This window comes from Flavobacterium sp. SORGH_AS_0622 (assembly GCF_030818825.1).
GTDB lineage: Bacteria > Bacteroidota > Bacteroidia > Flavobacteriales > Flavobacteriaceae > Flavobacterium.
Window position 1 is genome coordinate 1407273 of record NZ_JAUTAX010000001.1, and the last position, 20456, is coordinate 1427728.

The 20456-nt window shown below is 32.3% G+C and carries 18 protein-coding genes; 8 read left to right on the forward strand and 10 right to left on the reverse strand.

Annotated elements, in window-relative coordinates; genetic code table 11:
* Positions 1 to 237: 237 nt before the first annotated feature.
* Positions 238 to 642 (reverse strand): T9SS type A sorting domain-containing protein, encoded by a 405-nt coding sequence (locus tag QE431_RS06150; RefSeq protein ID WP_307293849.1) that lies wholly within the window; start codon positions 640 to 642, stop codon positions 238 to 240.
* Positions 643 to 1187: 545 nt separating this feature from the next.
* Positions 1188 to 1553 carry a T9SS type A sorting domain-containing protein gene (locus QE431_RS06155; protein ID WP_134140784.1) on the reverse strand — a complete coding sequence of 122 codons (366 nt, stop codon included), beginning with the start codon at positions 1551 to 1553 and terminating at the stop codon, positions 1188 to 1190.
* Positions 1554 to 2002: 449 nt separating this feature from the next.
* Here QE431_RS06155 and QE431_RS06160 point away from each other — a divergent pair, with 449 nt between their 5' ends.
* The 3 genes from QE431_RS06160 (at position 2003) to QE431_RS06170 (ending at position 4677) form a co-directional block, all read left to right on the forward strand.
* The gene (locus QE431_RS06160) at positions 2003 to 2875 is read left to right on the forward strand and encodes an AraC family transcriptional regulator (RefSeq protein ID WP_057118937.1); all 873 of its coding nucleotides are present in this window, start codon (positions 2003 to 2005) and stop codon (positions 2873 to 2875) included.
* 329 nt (positions 2876 to 3204) lie between these two features.
* Positions 3205 to 4074: an alpha/beta hydrolase family protein gene (locus QE431_RS06165; protein WP_057118933.1), complete on the forward strand. Its 870-nt coding sequence runs from the start codon at positions 3205 to 3207 to the stop codon at positions 4072 to 4074.
* A 90-nt stretch (positions 4075 to 4164) separates the two neighbouring features.
* Positions 4165 to 4677: a hypothetical protein gene (locus tag QE431_RS06170; RefSeq protein ID WP_307293857.1), complete on the forward strand. Its 513-nt coding sequence runs from the start codon at positions 4165 to 4167 to the stop codon at positions 4675 to 4677.
* A 79-nt stretch (positions 4678 to 4756) separates the two neighbouring features.
* On the opposite strand, the gene QE431_RS06175 is transcribed toward QE431_RS06170, so the two are convergent.
* Entirely contained in the window at positions 4757 to 5728 is a 972-nt protein-coding gene (locus QE431_RS06175; protein WP_057118928.1) for a TerC family protein, read from the reverse strand.
* Positions 5729 to 6072: 344 nt separating this feature from the next.
* The gene (locus QE431_RS06180) at positions 6073 to 7089 is read right to left on the reverse strand and encodes a glutamine synthetase beta-grasp domain-containing protein (protein WP_057118926.1); all 1017 of its coding nucleotides are present in this window, start codon (positions 7087 to 7089) and stop codon (positions 6073 to 6075) included.
* Positions 7090 to 7518: 429 nt separating this feature from the next.
* Between QE431_RS06180 and QE431_RS06185 the strand changes: the two genes are divergently transcribed.
* The 3 genes from QE431_RS06185 (at position 7519) to QE431_RS06195 (ending at position 11778) form a co-directional block, all read left to right on the forward strand.
* Positions 7519 to 9708 carry a glutamine synthetase III gene (locus QE431_RS06185; RefSeq protein WP_057118924.1) on the forward strand — a complete coding sequence of 730 codons (2190 nt, stop codon included), beginning with the start codon at positions 7519 to 7521 and terminating at the stop codon, positions 9706 to 9708.
* 435 nt (positions 9709 to 10143) lie between these two features.
* Entirely contained in the window at positions 10144 to 11322 is a 1179-nt protein-coding gene (locus QE431_RS06190; protein ID WP_057118923.1) for an AIR synthase related protein, read from the forward strand.
* 99 nt (positions 11323 to 11421) lie between these two features.
* Complete coding sequence (locus QE431_RS06195) at positions 11422 to 11778, forward strand: hypothetical protein (protein WP_057118922.1); 357 nt, start codon at positions 11422 to 11424, stop codon at positions 11776 to 11778.
* A gap of 168 nt (positions 11779 to 11946) precedes the next feature.
* On the opposite strand, the gene QE431_RS06200 is transcribed toward QE431_RS06195, so the two are convergent.
* Entirely contained in the window at positions 11947 to 12570 is a 624-nt protein-coding gene (locus QE431_RS06200; RefSeq protein WP_307293864.1) for a M949_RS01915 family surface polysaccharide biosynthesis protein, read from the reverse strand.
* Positions 12571 to 12735: 165 nt separating this feature from the next.
* On the opposite strand from QE431_RS06200, the gene QE431_RS06205 reads away from it, so the two are divergent.
* A complete protein-coding gene (locus tag QE431_RS06205) occupies positions 12736 to 15069 on the forward strand; it encodes a GH92 family glycosyl hydrolase (protein ID WP_307293867.1) in 2334 nt (777 codons plus the stop codon).
* A 292-nt stretch (positions 15070 to 15361) separates the two neighbouring features.
* Positions 15362 to 15805, forward strand: a complete 444-nt coding sequence (locus QE431_RS06210) for a hypothetical protein (protein ID WP_307293870.1) — start codon at positions 15362 to 15364, stop codon at positions 15803 to 15805.
* Positions 15806 to 15970: 165 nt separating this feature from the next.
* Here QE431_RS06210 and QE431_RS06215 read toward each other — a convergent pair whose 3' ends face one another.
* From QE431_RS06215 to QE431_RS06235, 5 genes are all read right to left on the reverse strand, one after another.
* Positions 15971 to 17827, reverse strand: a complete 1857-nt coding sequence (locus QE431_RS06215; RefSeq protein ID WP_057118912.1) for a peptidase M61 — start codon at positions 17825 to 17827, stop codon at positions 15971 to 15973.
* A 110-nt stretch (positions 17828 to 17937) separates the two neighbouring features.
* Positions 17938 to 18216, reverse strand: a complete 279-nt coding sequence (locus tag QE431_RS06220) for a DUF2805 domain-containing protein (RefSeq protein ID WP_057118909.1) — start codon at positions 18214 to 18216, stop codon at positions 17938 to 17940.
* Between the two features lie 121 nt (positions 18217 to 18337).
* Entirely contained in the window at positions 18338 to 19165 is an 828-nt protein-coding gene (locus QE431_RS06225) for a sterol desaturase family protein (protein WP_307293873.1), read from the reverse strand.
* Positions 19166 to 19302: 137 nt separating this feature from the next.
* Entirely contained in the window at positions 19303 to 20025 is a 723-nt protein-coding gene (aqpZ, locus tag QE431_RS06230) for an aquaporin Z (RefSeq protein WP_134140796.1), read from the reverse strand.
* A gap of 24 nt (positions 20026 to 20049) precedes the next feature.
* The gene (locus QE431_RS06235) at positions 20050 to 20406 is read right to left on the reverse strand and encodes a DoxX family membrane protein (protein ID WP_057118904.1); all 357 of its coding nucleotides are present in this window, start codon (positions 20404 to 20406) and stop codon (positions 20050 to 20052) included.
* Positions 20407 to 20456 lie beyond the last annotated feature (50 nt).

Genomic DNA, 20456 nt, shown 5'->3' on the forward strand with positions numbered 1-20456 from the left:
AAAGGGCGCTAAAAATTATTATACAAGAGGTTTATAAAACGAAAAAGTTCGCAAAGCTTTGTGAAAAAAAACTTTGCGAACTTTGCGTAAATCTTTGCGAGCTTTGCGGTAAAAAACTTTGTGATAAAAAAAAAACAGCTCTATAACCACAAAGAGCTGTTTTTAAAACTTTAAAAGTTTTTAAACTTTACTAACTATCTAACCTCACTTTTATACTTTATGAGAGTATAAACTTTTTTAGCGTGTCGCCACACTTGTATTTTTTTCGAAACCTGGTTTATAAACTGAAGAAACTGCATTTTGAGATAACACAGAAACATTATCAGTTACTTTAATTTCGTATTTTGATTTTTTCATATTGTCTTCCACTTCTAAGAAATAAGTTCCTTCTGGGAATTCTTCTAAGCTGAAAGTTCTCAAGATTCCATCTTTACCTGAAGCGCTTTCAGAATATATAAGAGATCCATCTTTATCATAAATAGATAAATTAGCTTTCTGAGTCTGATTAAGACCGAAAGTGATTAATTTTCCATTAGCTTTTAATACGTGAAGATTAAACTCCGCTGTTCCATCAATTGCATATGTGCTAATTCCTGTGAAAAGCAATGCAGCTACTAAACTCAATCTAACAATCTTTTTCATAGTATTTAGTTTTAAAATTAATAGTTCTAATTCTCTGATGCTAAATTACTTCAGTTGTAAGTAAAAAATCACAACTATATTTTCCTATTTCTATGCTGTATTCTCATTTACGAAACCGTTATAGGTTAAAATTTGAATTATTTTTATCGTTTTCGTTAATTCAGTTGTTATTTTTCAACGTTTTTGATGATTTTTAGTTTACATTGAATTAAAGATTTCTTTAATAATTGTAGGAATTGAACAATAAAGGTTAACAGTTAAGCGACCACAGATTTTTTATAGCTAGTCATAAAAACGCAAAATTCGCAAAGCTTTGTAAAATAAAACTTTGCGAACTTTGTGTAAATCTTAGCGCTCTTTGCGGTTAAAAAACTATGCGACCCGAAAGTAAAGAGCAAAAAAAAACAGCTCAGTAACCACAAAGAGCTGTTTTTAAAACTTTTGAAAGTTTTTAACTTACTAACTATCTAACCTCACTTTTTATACTGTATTAGAGTATAAAACTTTTAAGTGCTGTGAAGTATGCACTTAACCTTAATATTTTCTTAGTTATTTGAAGTAGTTCCTTTTGAAGACAAAACAGAACTATTTGCATTTACAGTAATATCGTATTTTACTTTTTTGAAAGTATCAGCAACTTCTAAAATGTATTTTCCTTGTGGAAATTCTTCTAAGCTGAAAGTTCTCAAAATACCATCTTTACCAGAAGCGTTTTCAGTATAGATTAAGTTACCGTTTGTATCATATATACTAATAACTGCTTTCTGAAGTTGGTTAATACCAAAAGCAATTACCTTGCCATTTCCTTTTAATACATGAAGATTTAGAGCTTCATTTCCATCAATTGCATAAGTACTCATTCCAGTTAAAAGCACTGCACATACTAAACTTAATTTCATAATCTTTTTCATATTCTGTGGTATTTAAATTTTTAGTTCATTTCTCTGAGGCAAAGTTATAGCAGCATGTATGTTATTTTAACAACTATATTTTCCAATTTATGTGCTATATTCTCATTTACGAAACCGTTATAGGTTAAAATTTGAGTTTAATGTTATGTTTCTGTTAATTTGGTTGTTATTTTTCAAAGTTTTGTAAAAATTAAATACTTCTTAAAATTTCTATATTTCTTACAAAAATTGATATATTTACATTAAATGCCGTTTTAAATAAGATTATTGAAAAAAATACCGAGAAAAAAAATGAGACCTGAAAAAAAAGGCAGTTTTGGTATTAATTTCTCAGTATAAAAAATGTGATTTTGATGTAAAATTCGCATTTACGAAACCGTTATAGGTTAAAATTTAAATTATTTTAGGTGTTTTTGTTAAATTTGCTATTATTTTTTAAAGAAATTATCATGAAGACAATTGCCCCAGCTCTTGAAGTGATAACTAACTCATACGGAAGTTCTTTTACCTACACTAAACACGCCGAAAAGACCAATAGCAAAGCTCATTTATGGCATTATCATCCAGAGATTGAGTTGGTTTATATTAACGGCGGGGCTGGAAAAAGACAAATAGGAAGCCATGTTTCTTATTATACGAATGGTAGTTTACTTTTAATAGGAGCCAATTTGCCCCATTGTGGTTTTACAAATGAGAATACAGGTAATACAAATGAAACTGTAATTCATATAAAACCTGAATTTTTAGGAAGTGACTTTTTTGTTGCTCCTGAAATGAAAAAAGTGCAGAATATTTTGAATCAGGCGAAAGGCGGAATCGCTTTTGGCGGTGAAACAAAAAAAAGAATAGGAAAGAAAATTGAAATGATGGAGAATGAACCTCCGTTTCAACGTTTGATCACGCTTTTGAGTGTTTTGGACGAATTAGAATCGGCTGAGGATTATACCATTTTAAATGCTGACGGATTTTCATTAGAATTGCAAACTCAGGATAACGACCGTATTAATGTGGTTTTTAATTTTGTGAAAGATCATTTTCAGGAATCTATTTCAATAGACGAAGTTTCTAGTTTGGTGAGTATGACTACACCTTCTTTCTGTCGTTATTTTAAAAAGATCTCCAATAAAACATTTACTGAATTTGTGAATGAATATCGTCTGGTTCATGCTTCTAAACTTTTGGCAGAACAGCCAATGAGTATTAACGAAGTTTGCTACGAAAGCGGTTTTAATAATTTCAGCCACTTCAGTAAATCGTTTAAACAATACACGGGTAAAAGCGCGTCGCAATACCGTCACGAACATAAGATTATAATTAGCTAGTTTCTGATTTACCATTAATAGCAAGAATAAATAAAATAAATAAATCCGATTGATGATTTCAATCGGATTTTTTTTTGCCACAGATTTCACAGATTAAAATGATTTTTTTTATCTATATAATCTGCTAAATCTTTGAGAGTAAATTTTTCCCGCAGATTCAGCAGATCAAGCAGATTAATCTGTGAAAATCCTTTAATCTGTGGCAAAATAATTCGTGCTAATTTGTGAAATTCGCGGCAAATAAAAAAAAACACCTAGTCGGATTTTTCATATGTTTTATTCTGAAAAAAGGTATATTTACAAACCCTAATCAGAAAAAATATATCAAAATGAAGAAATTTAAAATGCTATTATCTGCATTTTTGCTTTGCATGACCACCATGACATATGCAGCAAAAGTAGATACGTTACAAGTTGCCAGCACAGCTATGGGGAAAACCTATAAAGCTGCGGTCGTTTTACCCAATTCGTATTCGAAAAGCAAAGCCGCTTTTCCAGTTATGTATTTGTTACACGGAGCTTACGGACATTTTAGTGACTGGCTTAAAAACACACCAAATAAAAAATTAGTCCACAATCTGGCAGATCAATACAATATGATTATTGTAATGCCTGAAGGAGAAACGTTTAGCTTTTATTTGGACAGTCCAGTAAATAAAGAAAGTCAGTTTGAGACATTCATTACTCAAGAAGTTATTCAAAAAGTAGATAAAACCTACCGAACAATTAGTAATAGAAACGGAAGAGTAATAACAGGTCTTTCTATGGGCGGACATGGCGCTTTGTATTTATCTGGAAGGCATCCTGATTTATTTTGTGCAGCGGGAAGTATGAGCGGAGCGGTAGATATGAGTGTAATGTTAAACAGAGATTCATCTGCTCAAGTAGTCAAATTAATGCAGCCTGTTTTTGGAGATAAAAGCGGTAGTACAGAATTGTATGAACAAAACTCTGTTTTAAGAATGGCTGATAAATTAAAAGCTAACAAATTACCACTAATTATAGATTGTGGTGTAGATGATTTTTTAATTGAACCAAACAGAGAACTTCATAGAAGATTGGTTTATAATAAAGTTGATCATGATTATACAGAGCGCCCAGGAGCACATACTTGGGATTATTGGGAAAACTCATTACCATACCATGTATTATTTTTCAATAAAATATTGCTTAAAAATCAAGTAACTGCAAAAAAATAAAGGTTTTTTTGACCGAAAATAAGCCGAATTACTTTTTTTGGTTTAATTTTTGGAATACCTTTATAGTATAATCCTTAAAAAAATAAAATTATGAAAAAGATACTTACCTTATTCGCTGTAGTGGGACTAATGGCGTTTTCGAGTTGTTCAAATAACGATGATGATGTTGATAACGATACAATTAGTGAAGTTTATGAAGTTAGCAATGTTAATTTCACTAGTGCAAATAATTATAATCCTATAATAGGATTAAATCCTGCGATTTTTGATTCCGATATGGTTTTGGTTTACAGATTAGTAGGAGTTGATAATGGAAATGATGTGTGGAGGTTGGCACCAGAAAATTATTTTTTAGCTGATGGAACATTGGATTTTGGATTCGATTATGATTTTACAAAAAATGATGTTAGCATTTATATGGTTGGAAATAATTTAGGAGGGGTTGTTGATTCTTTTAGATTAAATCAAATATTTAGAATTGTAATAATTCCTGGGTATGTAACTACAGGTAAGTCTGTTAATAAGCCAGATTATTCAAATTACAATGAGGTTATCAAAAGATTCAATATTGATGACAGTAATATTAAAAAGATAAAATTATAATTAGCTCTTAATGTTTTAAACAAAAAAAAGGAAATCGTAAGATTTCCTTTTTTTTTATGAATATATGTTTCAAGAATAACTATTCTTCACTTGACGAATCATTTAAAACTTTTTCTTCTCCGAACTTTAGAGAAACCAAAATACCAACTAAAAGCGATAAAGCAATAAATCCTAAAGAAGCCCATTCTGGAACGTGGAAGAAATCATGTAATAACATTTTTAATCCCACAAATGCTAAAATAGCAACTAAACTATATTCTAAATAGCTAAATTTCGCCAGCATGTTAGCTAAGAAGAAATACATAGAACGTAATCCTAAAATCGCAAATATATTTGAACTGAATACTAAAAACGGATCAGATGTAATAGCTAAAATAGCAGGAACGCTGTCTACAGCAAAAAGAACATCCATAACTTCAATTACAATCAAAGCAACAAAAAGTGGAGTAGCGGCTTTTTTGCCTGTTTCGGTTAAAACGAAAAATTTCTCATGCTCCATATGTGAAGTAATCGGAATAATTTTTCCCAATGTTTTGTAAACAAAAGAATCTTTTGGGTGAAAATCTTCTTCTTCACCAGAAAACAGCATTTTTACAGCAGTAAATATTAGGAAGATTCCAAATACATAAGTTGTCCAGGTAAATTTATTGATTAACATGACCCCGAAGAAAATCATTAATCCACGGAAAACAATCGCTCCTAGGATTCCCCAGAATAAAACGCGGTGCTGATATTTTTGCGGAATTTTAAAAGAAGCAAAGATTATAGCGATCACAAAGATGTTGTCTACGCTTAATGAAAGTTCTATTAGGTAACCAGTAATAAACTTCATAGAAGCTACTGCAGGTTTTAAACCATCGGGATTGGCAATATAATCTGTTGTATACAGCCAATAAATTACTCCAGAAAAAAGGAAGGATAAAGTAACCCATATTAAGGTCCATTTGCTGGCTTCTTTAGTACTAATAATATGTGGTGTTTTGTTGAAGACACCTAGGTCTAAGGCAAGAATAAAAACTACAGCAAGTAAAAAGAGAGTCCAGACTATCATGATAATTTTTTTTAATTGATCTACAAAGATAAGTTTTGAAATTTAACTTAAAAATTAATTTTAATCTTAAAATTAAGTAATGTTTGTTATTTGTAAAATGTTAATTATTATAAAGTTATGATGTTTTCGAAGGTGATTTTGTCTGTCTGGATATTAAATATATTAATTTTTGGTTTTAGTTTTGTCATTTTGAGGAATGAGAATCATATGAGTAACTCTGCGCAATGAATCGCCAATCTTTGTAGATTCTCTAGCATGATACTCGTTTCTCAGAATGATAAAGGCAACGTAAAAAAAAGCCGGCAATTATGCCGGCTTTTTTAGAATATATTGTAAGTTTAGAATTATAACGCTGAGTTAACAGTTTTGATAATTCTAGCAGCAATTTTGTATGGATCTCCGTTTGAAGCTGGTCTTCTGTCTTCCAACCATCCTTTCCATCCTTTTTGAACAGTCATCAAAGGAATTCTGATAGAACATCCTCTGTCTGAAACTCCATAAGAGAAATCGTGGATAGAAGCAGTTTCGTGCTTACCAGTTAAACGTTGGTCGTTGTAAGCTCCGTAAACAGCGATGTGCTCAGCAGTAACAGGACGGAAAGCTTCGCAGATTCTTTCGTAAGTTGCTTGATCTCCACATGTTCTTAAAACACTGTTAGAGAAGTTAGCGTGCATTCCAGAACCATTCCAGTCTGTGTCTCCTAGAGGTTTTGGGTGGTATTCAATATAGTAACCATATTTTTCAGTCAAACGATCTAATAGGTAACGAGCAACCCAGATTTCGTCTCCAGCTTTTTTAGCACCTTTAGCGAATAATTGGAATTCCCATTGTCCGCAGGCAACCTCTTGGTTAATACCTTCAAAGTTGATTCCAGCAGCGATACATAAATCAGCATGCTCTTCTACTAATTTTCTTCCGTGAGTGTTTTTTCCACCTACAGAGCAGTAGTACATACCTTGTGGAGCAGGATAACCTCCAACAGGGAAACCTAATGGCAATAAAGTTTTAGTATCCATAATGAAATACTCTTGTTCGAATCCAAACCAAAAATCATCATTATCATCATCAATTGTAGCTCTACCGTTAGAAGGGTGTGGAGTTCCATCAGCATACATAACTTCACACATTACCAACCATCCATTGATACGAGTTGGGTCAGGATAAATTGCAACTGGAACTAACAAACAGTCAGAAGAACCTCCTTCAGCTTGTCTTGTAGATGATCCATCAAATGACCAGTTTCCAAGTTCCTCTAATGTTCCTTTGAAGTTGTCATGCTCTTCAACTTTAGTTTTACTTCTAAGATTTTGAGTTGGTTCATATCCATCTAACCAAATGTACTCTAACTTAATTTTAGCCATAATAATATAAATTAATTTTTTTGTTTTTTTTCGTTGGGTCAAATATAGATTTATTTTTTTAGTCCTAAAAATTAGGGGGCTATTTTGTTTAACGAAGTATAATTTTTTGGATAAGCGCAATTTTGAGAGGGGTATATTTTTAAAAAAGCAATTTTAATTACCTTAAAAAAATAAATTCGTAATAATTACGGCACATTTTTGAATTTCTGAGTTAAGAAATTATGAAAAAATGTTTATTTAATCAATATTACCGCACAGTTTTGTTATATTTCTATAAATTGAATTCATTATTCTTTGAAAAAAGCATCTTATATTGAAAAATCGATGGCTAAAATTCTCCAATTTATATTTAAAATAGGCTTTTTTATTGTTTATATTTGTTCCTCATTTTTTCAGTGAAAATTATTACGAATTTTAAAATTTACATACATGTCAACATTACGTTTTCAAGCTTTAAAAGAAGCTTCTACAAGAAAGCCGGTACATTTTGAAGAGATAGATAAAAAATCAAATCTTTTTGGTTCAAATGTGTTTAATGAAAAAGCAATGAAGCAATATTTAACTTCGGATGCTTTAAAAGGAGTGAGAGATGCCATTCAACATGGAACGAAGATTGACAGAAAGCTGGCAGATTATATTGCTATGGGTATGAAAGAATGGGCGCTGGCAAAAGGAGTTACACATTATACACACTGGTTTCAGCCTTTAACAGGAACAACGGCAGAAAAGCATGATGCATTTTTTGAAACTTCTTATGACGGAAGTGATCCTGTAGAAAAATTTGGAGGCGCGCAATTGGTACAACAAGAACCAGATGCGTCAAGTTTCCCAAATGGCGGAATTAGAAATACATTTGAAGCCCGCGGATATACTGCCTGGGATCCAACTTCTCCAGCATTTATTTATGGTACAACATTGTGTATTCCGACAGTTTTTATTGCCTATACAGGTGAAGCTTTAGATAATAAAATACCATTATTAAGAGCATTGTCTGCAATTGATGAAGCGGCAACAGAAGTTTGTAAATATTTTGACAAAAACGTAAAAAAAGTAACAGCAACTTTGGGCTGGGAGCAGGAGTATTTCTTAATTGATAAAGCTTTAGCAAATTCTCGTCCAGATTTGATGATGACTGGAAGGACTTTATTAGGACATACGTCTGCAAAAGGACAGCAGTTAGACGACCATTATTTCGGATCTATTCCAACTCGCGCTCTTACTTATATGAGAGATTTAGAGCAGGAATGTATGTTATTAGGAATTCCGGTAAAAACACGTCATAACGAAGTTGCGCCAAATCAGTTTGAATTGGCACCAATTTTTGAAGAAACGAATTTAGCAGTCGATCACAACTCTTTATTAATGGATGTGATGCAGAGAGTGGCCGAGCGTCATGATTTTAAAGTTTTATTTCACGAAAAACCATTTAAAGGTGTAAACGGTTCTGGAAAACACAATAACTGGTCATTGGCAACAGATACAGGGGTTAATTTGTTAAGTCCAAGTAAAACGCCAATGAGTAATTTACAGTTTTTGACATTCTTCATTAATACAATAAAAGCGGTAAATGATTACGAGACTTTATTGAGAGCCTCTATTGCGACAGCAAGTAACGATCACAGGTTAGGGGCTAATGAGGCACCGCCAGCAATTATGTCTGTTTTTATTGGAGCACAGCTGACAAAAGTTTTATCTGAATTAGAAAGTGTTACAACAGGTAAATTATCGCCAGAAGAAAAAACAGATTTAAAACTAAATGTTGTTGGTAAAATTCCAGACGTATTATTAGACAATACAGATCGTAACAGAACTTCGCCTTTTGCTTTCACAGGAAATAAATTTGAATTTAGAGCTGTTGGATCTAATTCAAACTGTTCGAATGCAATGACAACTTTGAATGCGATTGTGGCCAAACAATTGAAAGACTTTAAAAATGAAGTAGAAAATCTTATTGAGTCGAAAGACATGAAAAAAGATGATGCTATTTTTAATGTTTTGAGAGAATACATTAAACAATCTAAAAAGATTCTTTTTGAAGGAGACGGTTACAGCGAGGCATGGGAAAAAGAAGCGGCAAAAAGAGGTTTGAGTAACTTTAAAACAACTCCAGAAGCGATAAAAGCTAAAGTTTCTAAACAGGCATTAGAATTATTTGACGAATTAGGAATTTTCAATCACGTTGAGGCTGAAGCTCGTTACGAAATTGAATTAGAAGAATACACTAAAAAAATCCAGATCGAAGGAAGAGTTTTAGGAGATATTTCTAGAAACCACGTAATTCCAACTGCAATTCGTTACCAAAATACATTAATTGAAAATGTAAAAGGATTAAAAGAAATCTTCGGAAAAGAATTTGAAACTATTGCAAGCGAACAAATTGTTTTAATCAAAGAAATTTCGGGTCATATAGAAGGTATAAATTCTAAAGTATTGGCAATGACAAACGAAAGAAAGAAAGCAAACCAATTGACTGATGCCCAAAAAATGGCAGAAGCATATTGCAATAAAGTAAAACCATATTTTGAAGATATTCGTAATCACTGTGATAAATTAGAATTATTAGTTGATGACGAAAGCTGGACATTAACCAAATACAGAGAATTACTTTTTACGAAGTAAAACTCAGAAAACAAATAAAAAGCCTGTCTCAAAAAGACAGGCTTTTTTAATTCTATAATTTATACAACCAAAATAAGAAAGTAATTTCCTGTTTATATTTTAATCCAGTTACGGCCTTCGTCGAGATAGTCTTACATTTCATCGATAAAACTCTAAGTTGTTAGAAAATAGGTATTTATACTTGATGGTTTTGGAATAAGTTTTCTAATTTTACTGCTTAAACAGACAAAATAAAATTCAAGTCTCAACTCAACTTAGTATAATAGAATACCAAAAAGTTAAAAATAGAAAGCCAAAAGCTTCATAACCAATTTTATTTAGGAAAATCGGCAGAAAATATAATCTGCCGATTTTTTTTATTAATCAAATATCAAATAAACCAAAGAATTAAAAAAAGGGATTATCTTTGCACCACATCAACACAAACTAATTTTCATGAGTTCAGATTCTAGCAAAAGGTACGCACAGAGAGGTGTTTCGGCATCAAAAGAAGACGTACACAACGCCATAAAAAATATTGATAAAGGTTTATTTCCGCAGGCATTTTGTAAAATTGTTCCAGATTACTTAACACAAGATTCAGAACACTGCCTAATTATGCATGCAGACGGAGCAGGAACAAAATCCTCTTTGGCTTATATGTATTGGAAAGAAACTGGAGATCTTTCAGTTTGGAAAGGCATTGCTCAGGATGCATTAATTATGAATATTGATGATTTATTATGTGTTGGCGCAACAGATAATATTTTACTTTCTTCAACAATTGGAAGAAATAAAAACTTAATTCCAGCTGAAGTTATTTCGGCAATCATCAACGGAACAGAAGAATTAATCAACGAATTAAAATCGTTTGGTGTAACTATTCATTCAACTGGCGGAGAAACTGCAGACGTTGGAGATGTTGTACGTACTATTATTGTAGACTCTACGGTAACAGCACGTATGAAACGTAGCGATGTTGTAGATAATGCTAATATTAAGGCGGGAGACGTTATTGTAGGTTTAGCATCTTTCGGTCAGGCTTCTTATGAAAAAGGCTATAACGGCGGAATGGGAAGTAACGGACTAACATCAGCACGTCATGATGTTTTCGGGAAATATTTGGCTAAAAAATACCCAGAAAGTTATGATGCAGCAGTTCCAGAAGAATTAATCTATTCAGGACAAGTTAATTTGACTGATGAAGTAGAAAATAGTCCAATCAACGCTGGACAATTAGTACTTTCTCCAACAAGAACATACGCACCAATTATCAAGAAAATTTTAGATAAATATACTCCAAATGATATTCACGGAATGGTACACTGCAGTGGAGGAGCGCAAACTAAGATTTTACATTTTGTAAAAGATTTACATGTTATAAAAGACAATTTATTTCCAGTACCGCCATTGTTCAAATTAATTCAAGAACAATCAAAAACAGATTGGAAAGAAATGTATCAAGTTTTCAACTGCGGTCATAGAATGGAAATTTACGTTCCAGAAAATATTGCACAAGATATTATTGAAATTTCAAAATCATTCAATGTAGATGCACAAATCGTTGGTAGAGTAGAAGCTTCAGAAGAGAAGAAACTTACTATTACAAGCGAATACGGAACATTCAATTATTAAAAAAAATAACTATATAAGTGATATAAGTTCATTTTAGTATTTTTTAGTACTTTTAATATGAACTTATATCACTTATATGGTTTTAAAAAATACTTCATTATGTACGAATTACTTTTTTGGAAATATCTAGATGAAATCTACTTGAATAATCAAGAAGTTTATGAAGCTCTTGTAGAAAAACAAGAAGTAGATGGTCTGGCTGTTCTTCAGATAGAAGTAATTGTAAATCGAATCAACTCCGTTTTTTCAGATTGGGAAAGAGTCGATGAAAACAGCTGGAAAAATCCAAAAGGAAAAGGTGCATTTCAAGTAATTACCACACCACAAAGCGTAAAAATTGATTGCTACGGAACAGAAGGAAAAACCATGAATAAATTAGTAGATGTCATGGAAGAATTCAAATGTCCGCTTTACGATCCCCAAGTTCCAGAGCGCTACGACGAAATGAATGAGTAATTTAGTTGTTAGTTGTTAGTTGTTAGTTGTTAGTTGTTAGTTGTTAGTTGTTAGTTGTGCAATTAACCCTCACCATTAACGATTTATGATTCACAGTTAACAATTCAATATCAACGATCAACCATTAACCATCAACAATTCACCATTCACCATTCACAATTAAAAATTCTACCCATCTTTCAACAACAAATTCTGTTCTTTTCTAAGTTTTACAACTAATTGGTCAACATAGGTTTTTATTTTCTGCGGAAGCGTATTCCAATTTTGATCTTTCTTAAAACTTCTACAATCATCTAAGTCACATTCAACTGCACGAATTACGTATTTTTTATTTTTGTAAACCGTAATAATTTTTACGCGTCTTATTTCATCATATTCCGTTCTAGTCCCATACACAATTATTGGATCGATATAACCGTCGCCGTCAAGATCTTTAGTACTGCAATATTTTGTCCAGAACCAAATGTTTGTTTCTTTCGGAATAGTATTTTCAAGCAAATCATTAATTTTCCATTTTTCCAAGAATCCGCCGTGGTCATTCATTACACAGACAGCTTGTATTTTGGTGTTTAAAGTATCTTTTTTAGAAATTGCTTTATGATTTTCACCCAAAACCAATTCATATACACCTCCTTTATCTTGGTATTCAAATGCTTTGTAAATAGGGAAATCATCAACGTTATCAAGTTCTCTTTCTGAAATTTCTTGTTTGGTTAATCGACGGCTGTCCGTTTTTTGAGAAAAAATAAATGTAGAATAAAAAGAAAGAAGAACTAAAATATACTTTTTCATGTTGGCGCTATATTTTTAATACATCAAAGATATTTAAAAGCTTTCGAGTTCTGCTAACTTTATGTTTTTTAAAAACAGTTTTTGTTGTATTTTTCTAAATTAAAACTACAGCAAATATTTTTATTAAAATTCATCAATTAGAACCAAAAAATTGAAACTTATAAAATGACTACAACAAACTGCCGAAATTTTCTTTTAGGAATATCAATTTCAATACTTGGTTTTACTAATTTTTTAAACGGTCAAAATAAGGTAAGTGAAAAACGAAATCTTATTCAATATGTTGACCCGATGATAGGAACCGCAAAGATGGGACATACTTATCCTGGAGCAACAGTACCTTTTGGAAGTGTACAGCTTAGCCCGGAAACCGATACAATTGCCTACAGTTTAAACGGAAAATATAATGGAGACGTTTATAAATATTGCGCAGGATATCAATACGAAGACAAAACAATTGTAGGTTTCAGCCACACACATTTCAGCGGAACTGGCCATTCTGATTTAGGTGATTTTTTAATCATGCCGACGACGGGCAAATTACAATTAAATCCTGGAGTGGCTTCAAAACCTTTGTCGGGTTATAGATCGGCATTTTCTCATTCTACAGAAAAAGCAGAACCGGCATATTACAGCGTTTTTCTAGAAGATCATAAAATAAAAGCAGAACTTACAGCGACAACTCGTGTTGGAATGCATCAGTATACTTTTCCCAAGTCAGATGAAGCGCATATTATTTTGGATTTAACTTCAGGTATTTACAATTACGACAAAAAGAATGTCTGGACCTTTGTACGAGTAGAAAATGATACTTTAATAACAGGTTATCGCCAGACAAACGGATGGGCAAGAACCAGAACGGTTTATTTTGCCATGTCGTTTAGTAAACCTATTAAAAGCTACGGACAGGCTGCACAGGAAAAAAGTGTCTACAAAGGCTTTTGGGGTAGATTTGACCAAACCAAAAATTTCCCAGAAATGGCAGGTCAAAACTTAAAATTGTTTTTTGATTTTGATACCAATGAAGGAGAAAAAATTAAGATCAAAATGGCTTTGTCTCCAGTTAGTTCCGCTGGCGCATTAGAAAATATGAAAAAAGAAACTCCAAATTGGGATTTCGAAAAAGTGAAAAAACAAAGCCAGGAAGTCTGGAATACAGAACTGAATAAAATTCAGATAGAAACTATTCAAAAAGAGGATTTGGTTAATTTTTATACTGCGATGTACCATGCGTTTCTTGGACCAACAGAATACATGGATTTAGACCGCAACTATAAAGGTTTGGATATGAATGTTCACAAAGCAGAAAACTTCACGAATTATACCAGTTATTCGCTTTGGGATACTTATCGAGCTTTGCATCCTTTATTTAATATCGTACAGCCCAAACGAAATGCTGATATGGTAAGTTCAATGCTGGCACATTCAGATCAAAGCGTTCATAAAATGCTTCCAATCTGGTCACATTATGCTAATGAAAACTGGTGTATGATTGGCTATCATTCTGTATCTGTAATTGCAGATGCCATTGTAAAAGGGAATATTAATTTTGATGCTGAAAAAGCTCTGCAGGCTTGTGTAAATACGGCAAAAGTCCCCTATTACGATGGATTGGAATATTACATAAAAAAGGGCTACGTTCCAGAAGATAAAAACGGTTCATCGGTTTCTAAAACTTTAGAATATGCTTATGATGACTGGGCAATTGCTCAGGCAGCGAAGAAATTAAGAAAAACGGAAATCTATAATGAGTTTATCGAAAGGTCTAAAAACTATAAAAATGTTTACGACGAAAAAACAGGTTTTATGCGTCCAAAATTAAATGATGGAAATTTCAAAAAAGAGTTTGATCCGTTAGATACTCACGGACAAGGTTTTATTGAAGGAAATTCATGGAATTACAGTTTGTATGTACCGCAAGATCCAGCCGACATGATTAAAATGATGGGTGGAAATGAGAAATTTAAAGTTCGTTTAGATTCATTGTTTAATATGCATCTTCCAGACAAATATTTTGAAAACACTGAAGATATTACAAGAGACGGAATTATTGGAAATTATGTTCATGGAAATGAGCCTTCACACCATGTAGTGTATTTGTACAATTGGACAGATTCTCCATGGAAATCGCAGGACAAAATCAGAATGATCTTGAAAAAAATGTACAGAAATGGAGCAGACGGTTTAGGAGGAAATGACGATTTCGGACAAATGAGTGCTTGGTATATTTTCAGCAGTTTAGGATTTTATCCAGTTGCGCCTGGCTCTGATGAATATGCTTTAGGAAGTCCGCTGGTTAAAAAAGCGATTTTTAATTTAGAAAATGGAAAAAACTTTGAAGTAGAAACCGTTAATCAATCCGATAAAAATGTATTTGTGAGCAAAGTACTTCTGAATGGAAAACAATTAGAAAAACCATTTTTGAAGCATAGTGATGTTTTAGCTGGAGGAAAGATTACGTTTTATATGAGTTCAAAACCGAATAAGAAGAAGTATTAGTTATTAAGGTGCTGAGATTCTAAGATACTAAGGTGCTAAGGTATTAAGTTTAAGGTTTACTCATGGAAATACCAACCTAACAGGTTTTTTAAAACCTGTTAGGTTTTAATATCACTGTCACCCTGAGCGAAGTCGAAGGGCTTTTGCAGTTAATAAGAGGCTTCGACTTCGCTCAGCTGACAAATGAGTTTACAAAGTCTGATAATTCAAATTAATTAGTATAATTCGTGAATTCGTGGCAAATAATTAAAAAACTTCACGAAATTTGCATTTCAAATAAAGACAATTAAATATGAAAATAAATTTAAAATCAGGAATTGATAAACTTCTTTTCGGAATGAAGCAGAATGATGTAACAGCTGTTTTAGGAAAACCTGATAAAAACTATAAAGACGAAGATGACAATGTAATTTTTGTGTACAATGCACACAAAATCAGATTGACTTTTTATGAAGAAGAAGATTTGAAATTAGGATACATTGTCGCTTCAAGTATTGATTTAGAAGTTTTCGGATTCAAATTAATCGGAAGAAAAATTGCTGATGTAAAGAAAGATTTAGCCACTAAAGGTATTACAAAATACAATCAGGAAACTTTTGATACTTTTGAGAACTATTTCAACGAAGACAATTGGTTTATTCTCCAAACAGAATTTGATGAGGTTGTAAAATTCGAAATCGGAGCGATTATCAATAACAAAGACGAATTTGACTGGAAGTTTCCAGTGAAGAAATAAAGCTTTAAAAACATACGCATAGTCATTGCGAGGAACGAAGCAACCGCATTAATATAAGTTCTAATTAAAAACAGATATTCAGGATGAGATTGCTTCGTTCCTCGCAATGACAAAAACAAAAAAACCGACAATCACTTGTCGGTTTTTTTATATTTGAAAAAGAAATTATCCTTTTAACCATGCATTTTTAAGTTTATCTTTTGAAGCATCAGTTGCTTTAAAAGTTTCAGACTCTTCGTATGGTAATTTTACAGTTCCTTTAATTGTTTCTTCTTTAGTACCGCGTTTTACTTTCAGAGTAATAGGATCATTTTCTTTCCAGTTTTCACTTTCCGTAATCAAATCGTAGATATTATCTAAAGAATATGGTTTGTTATTAACAGTTAGAATTTTATCCCCGCCTTTTAAGTTTAAGTTTTTAAAGAATTCGTTGGTTTCGATATCAGAACGAACAGCGATTTCTTTAGTAGCTTTATCAATAGTGATATATGGATTTTGTCCTTTTATGAAAACACTTCCAGGTTTTTTCTCAGTCGCTTTGGTAACACCAACTTTAGCCAAATAGAAATCGTAAGGAATTGGAGTAGTTCCTGCTACATATTTGTTCAAGAATTCGCCCACTTCTGGGTATGTTAATGAAGTAATTTTTGCAAAAAGCTCATCATCATTAAATGGTTTTTCAATACCATATTCAGTAGATAATTTATGCATTAAGTCAAGAATACCTCTTTCTCCGTTGCTTTTCTCTCTAATGATAATATCAATACACATTCCGATTAAAGCTCCTTTTTGATATACGTTTAGGTATTGGTCTTTATACGGCTGCTCTAATACATTTTTACTCATCAAAGTAAATGACATAGTATCGTTTAGCTGTTTAGATTGTTGAATTTTATCAGCAATACGAGTGTAAAATTCTGCTTCATCAATTAAACCTTGGTTGATTTGGAAAAGATTTGCAAAGTATTCTGTTACACCTTCATACATCCATAAATGCTCAGACATTTTAGGTGCGTTATAATCAAAATACTGAATTTCTTTTGAGTGAATTGTCAATGGCGTAACAATATGGAAGAATTCGTGCGAAACAACATCTTTCATAGTCTCAACCAATTTTTCTTTTGGCATTGATTCTGGAAGAACTACTGTTGTAGCTGTAGGATGCTCTAATGCTCCAAAACCATGTGCATCGTCTTTTGCCATGCTTGATAGATAAACTAAAACACTGTACTTTTTAGTAGAGTTTACTTTTCCTAAAAAGTTTTTCTGTGCCGTCATCATCGTTTTCATTTCTGGCGTGATACTTTCTGCAGTAAATTTTCCAGTAGGAGAGTATACAGCAATCAAAATATCCATTCCGTTTACATTAAATGTAGTGTAATCAGGTTTAGAATACATAATTGGATTCTCTACTAAAATTGCATAGCGAGAAGTTTTAAACACATCAGATGTATTGCTTGCATCTTCATCTGTCATAGAAGTAGCGCCCCAAAGTGTTTCAGGATGTGTAATTGTAACTTTGTAAGGAACATCTAATTTATTTTGAAAATACCCCACAAAACCATGGGTATTAACCATGAAATTTTTCCCGGCATCAATGTTAGTCCCTGCAGGAGAGAAAACATCATCATTACCAAATCCAGTTCCTTTTTCAGTATCAAAAGTATCGTTTACTAAATACGTTACCTTTTTTAATGCTTTTGCATTAGAAATCGACCAAGAATTATCATCTATTCTTTTTACAGTAAGAGCGGCTCCTTTAGCATCAAATGCTTTAAAGTCTTCAGAATATTTTCCATAATTATCTGTAGAATAAGTACCTGGAACTGTTTTAGGAATGCTATAAACAATTTCATCTGTTTTAATGGCTGGCGGAGTAACAGTCACCAAAACTTTATCGTCTTTAACGTCAGTCAAATTGATGTTAACCTCTACGGTATTGCTTTTTGCGGCTCCAGTGCTACCTGTTTTACAGCTCCAAAATGTTACCGCTAGAGCTAAGGTGTAAAGTATTTTTTTCATATGTATATGTTTAGTTATTTGTATTTGTCACAAAAAACATAGAAAAGTTACTAAAAAAATTACATTAATTTAGAAATAAAAAAAAACTCCTGAAAAACAGGAGCTCTAGTTTAGTCTAGTTTATTTTTTATATAATATTTTCCGTCCAAATCTTCATCAAAATCATCTATTTTTACTGGTTTTGGTTTTGGTTTGTTTGCTACTGCCTTCTTTTTCCACATTTCAAATTTTTCAAGAGGCATTTTCTTCTTCATGATCTCCAAGACTTCTTTTTCTGCTAATCCAAATTCTTTTTTTATAATTTCGAATGGATTTCTTTCTTCTAAAGCTAACGAAACAAGTTTTTCAGTTTGCTCCCAAGTCAATTCTTTACGGTTACTCTTTTTCATCTCGTGAAAATTAATTCAAAATAGGGTGTTAATGATTAATAGATTGATTTTCAATTTCTGTATCAATATTAAAAAAAAAATTAATAAGTTGTTTCAGTAAAGTACACTTTTTTTAGTGATTTTAACTGTTTTTGAAAGATCTTGATTTTTGAAATGGAATTTTTAGCAGATTCTTCAATTTGTTATTTTCCTCAGGCTGCATATGTGTATCTACGCCATAAATAAGTTGTTCTTTGGGCAGATAAGTAAAAGTTCCGAAAATTCTGTCCCAAACAGAAAAAATATTTCCATAATTACTGTCCGTATATGGCAGTACATAATGATGATGTACTTTATGCATATTGGGAGAAACGATAAAATAACTCAAGAAAACATCTAATTTTTCGGGAAGCGAAATGTTGGCATGGTTAAATTGTGAAGCGATAACTGATAAAGATTGATAAAGAAATACCATCCACATTGGTGTTCCGATTATTAAAACTCCTAAAGTGGTAAATATAAAACGAACAACGCTTTCGCCAGGATGATGTCTGTTCGCAGTCGTGGTATCGATCCAAGTATCGGTATGATGTACCAAGTGAAACTGCCAAAGAAATTTTACTTTATGTTCTACTAAATGTGCTAAATAAGCACCAATTAAATCGAGAAGCAATAAACCAATTATGGTATAAAGCCAGATTGGCATTTTAGGAAGCCATTGCAAAAGACCAAAATTATGTTCAATAGTCCATGCCGCGGTTCTAATTAGAATAAATGCTAAAATAAAATTGACAACAATAGTTGTGAAGGTAAAAAAGAAATTTATTCCCGCATGTGACCATTTTTTATACTGCATTCGGAATAGCGGGAAAGAGTTTTCAATCAACCAGAAAATGGTTATACCGCCAACTAGAATCAAACTTCTATGAGAAGATGGAATCGTACTGAAGTAAGAAATAATTTCGTTCATAAATATAAATATTTGAGTTGAAATACTGTTTTCTTATCGATTTTATCCAAAGCAAAAAAGAGAAAATCAATTATAAATATATCTGATTTTCTCTTTTGAAATTAATTATAGGCTAATTTATAATTATTATTAACTAATTATAAAACTATTTTTTCAGGTTCGCCCTCTTGCTGTAATAAATTTTTGTAGATAAATCCTGCTGCTATTGCACCCAAAATTGGAGCTGCCCAAAAAAGCCAGACTTGAGATAATGGTTCGCCTCCTGTAAAAACTGCCTGGGAAAGTGATCTTGCAGGATTTACAGAAGTATTTGTAATTGGAATACTAACTAAATGGATTACAGTTAGTGTTAAACCAATCGCAATACCGCAAAAATTACTATTAGCAAATTTGTCTGTTGCACCAAGAATAATTAAAATAAAGAACAAGGTGAGAACAAATTCTGCTATAAAAGCAGCTTGTAAAGAATAGCCATCAGGAGAAAACGCTCCAAAACCATTTGATGCAAATGCTCCAGCTTTAGTATTGTCAATTACGAAACCAGCTTTTCCAGAAGCGATTGTATACAATGTACCAGCTGCAGCTATAGCTCCAATACATTGAGCTATTATATATGGGATAAGATCTTTAATTGGAAATTTTCCTCCTGCCCATAATCCAAAAGAAACTGCAGGATTAAAATGTCCTCCAGAAATGTGTCCAACTGCATAAGCCATTGCCACTACTGTCAGACCAAAAGCAAGTGCAACACCGGCAAAACCGATTCCTAATTCTGGATAACCGGCAGCAAATATGGCACTTCCGCAGCCTCCAAAAACAAGCCAATAAGTTCCGAAAAACTCAGCAAATAATTTTTTCATGATAAAATAATTTAATGGTTAATGTTAGAATGTATATTGGTATGCCCAATAAATTAAAACAATTTGTAAGGGCAAACGTACAAATAAAATCCATAATGGTAAACCAAAACCTGCTTTTTTATTTTGTAACATGTAGATATTTGCAGGAAAAACAGCTATAAGTAAGGCTATAATTCCCCAGGCGGCGAAAGTTGTTGTCGCAGGTAAAATAAGGAGAATGCCTAAAATGATCTCGGCAGCTCCGCTTAAATTATTTATTAATTTTGGGTTTTTAAATGCGGGAGGAATGATTCTTATGTACATCCCAGGTTTTCTAAAATGATTAATTCCAGCAAGTATATACAATAAAGCCATTAAATATAAATGCCAGGGTAAACTCATAATAATTGATTGTTTACCACGAATTTATAAAAAAATTAACAATTATTACA

Bases quoted from the DNA above. Each gene is read 5' to 3' on its own strand.
- QE431_RS06160 (WP_057118937.1), top strand. From the start codon at position 2,003: ATGAAGACAATTGCCCCAGCTCTTGAAGTGATAACTAACTCATACGGA.
- QE431_RS06225 (WP_307293873.1), bottom strand. From the start codon at position 19,165: ATGAACGAAATTATTTCTTACTTCAGTACGATTCCATCTTCTCATAGA.
- QE431_RS06175 (WP_057118928.1), bottom strand. From the start codon at position 5,728: ATGATAGTCTGGACTCTCTTTTTACTTGCTGTAGTTTTTATTCTTGCC.
- QE431_RS06215 (WP_057118912.1), bottom strand. From the start codon at position 17,827: ATGAAAAAAATACTTTACACCTTAGCTCTAGCGGTAACATTTTGGAGC.
- QE431_RS06195 (WP_057118922.1), top strand. From the start codon at position 11,422: ATGTACGAATTACTTTTTTGGAAATATCTAGATGAAATCTACTTGAAT.
- QE431_RS06165 (WP_057118933.1), top strand. From the start codon at position 3,205: ATGAAGAAATTTAAAATGCTATTATCTGCATTTTTGCTTTGCATGACC.
- QE431_RS06180 (WP_057118926.1), bottom strand. From the start codon at position 7,089: ATGGCTAAAATTAAGTTAGAGTACATTTGGTTAGATGGATATGAACCA.
- QE431_RS06200 (WP_307293864.1), bottom strand. From the start codon at position 12,570: ATGAAAAAGTATATTTTAGTTCTTCTTTCTTTTTATTCTACATTTATT.
- QE431_RS06150 (WP_307293849.1), bottom strand. From the start codon at position 642: ATGAAAAAGATTGTTAGATTGAGTTTAGTAGCTGCATTGCTTTTCACA.
- QE431_RS06170 (WP_307293857.1), top strand. From the start codon at position 4,165: ATGAAAAAGATACTTACCTTATTCGCTGTAGTGGGACTAATGGCGTTT.
- QE431_RS06220 (WP_057118909.1), bottom strand. From the start codon at position 18,216: ATGAAAAAGAGTAACCGTAAAGAATTGACTTGGGAGCAAACTGAAAAA.
- QE431_RS06155 (WP_134140784.1), bottom strand. From the start codon at position 1,553: ATGAAAAAGATTATGAAATTAAGTTTAGTATGTGCAGTGCTTTTAACT.
- QE431_RS06205 (WP_307293867.1), top strand. From the start codon at position 12,736: ATGACTACAACAAACTGCCGAAATTTTCTTTTAGGAATATCAATTTCA.
- aqpZ (WP_134140796.1), bottom strand. From the start codon at position 20,025: ATGAAAAAATTATTTGCTGAGTTTTTCGGAACTTATTGGCTTGTTTTT.
- QE431_RS06190 (WP_057118923.1), top strand. From the start codon at position 10,144: ATGAGTTCAGATTCTAGCAAAAGGTACGCACAGAGAGGTGTTTCGGCA.
- QE431_RS06235 (WP_057118904.1), bottom strand. From the start codon at position 20,406: ATGAGTTTACCCTGGCATTTATATTTAATGGCTTTATTGTATATACTT.
- QE431_RS06210 (WP_307293870.1), top strand. From the start codon at position 15,362: ATGAAAATAAATTTAAAATCAGGAATTGATAAACTTCTTTTCGGAATG.
- QE431_RS06185 (WP_057118924.1), top strand. From the start codon at position 7,519: ATGTCAACATTACGTTTTCAAGCTTTAAAAGAAGCTTCTACAAGAAAG.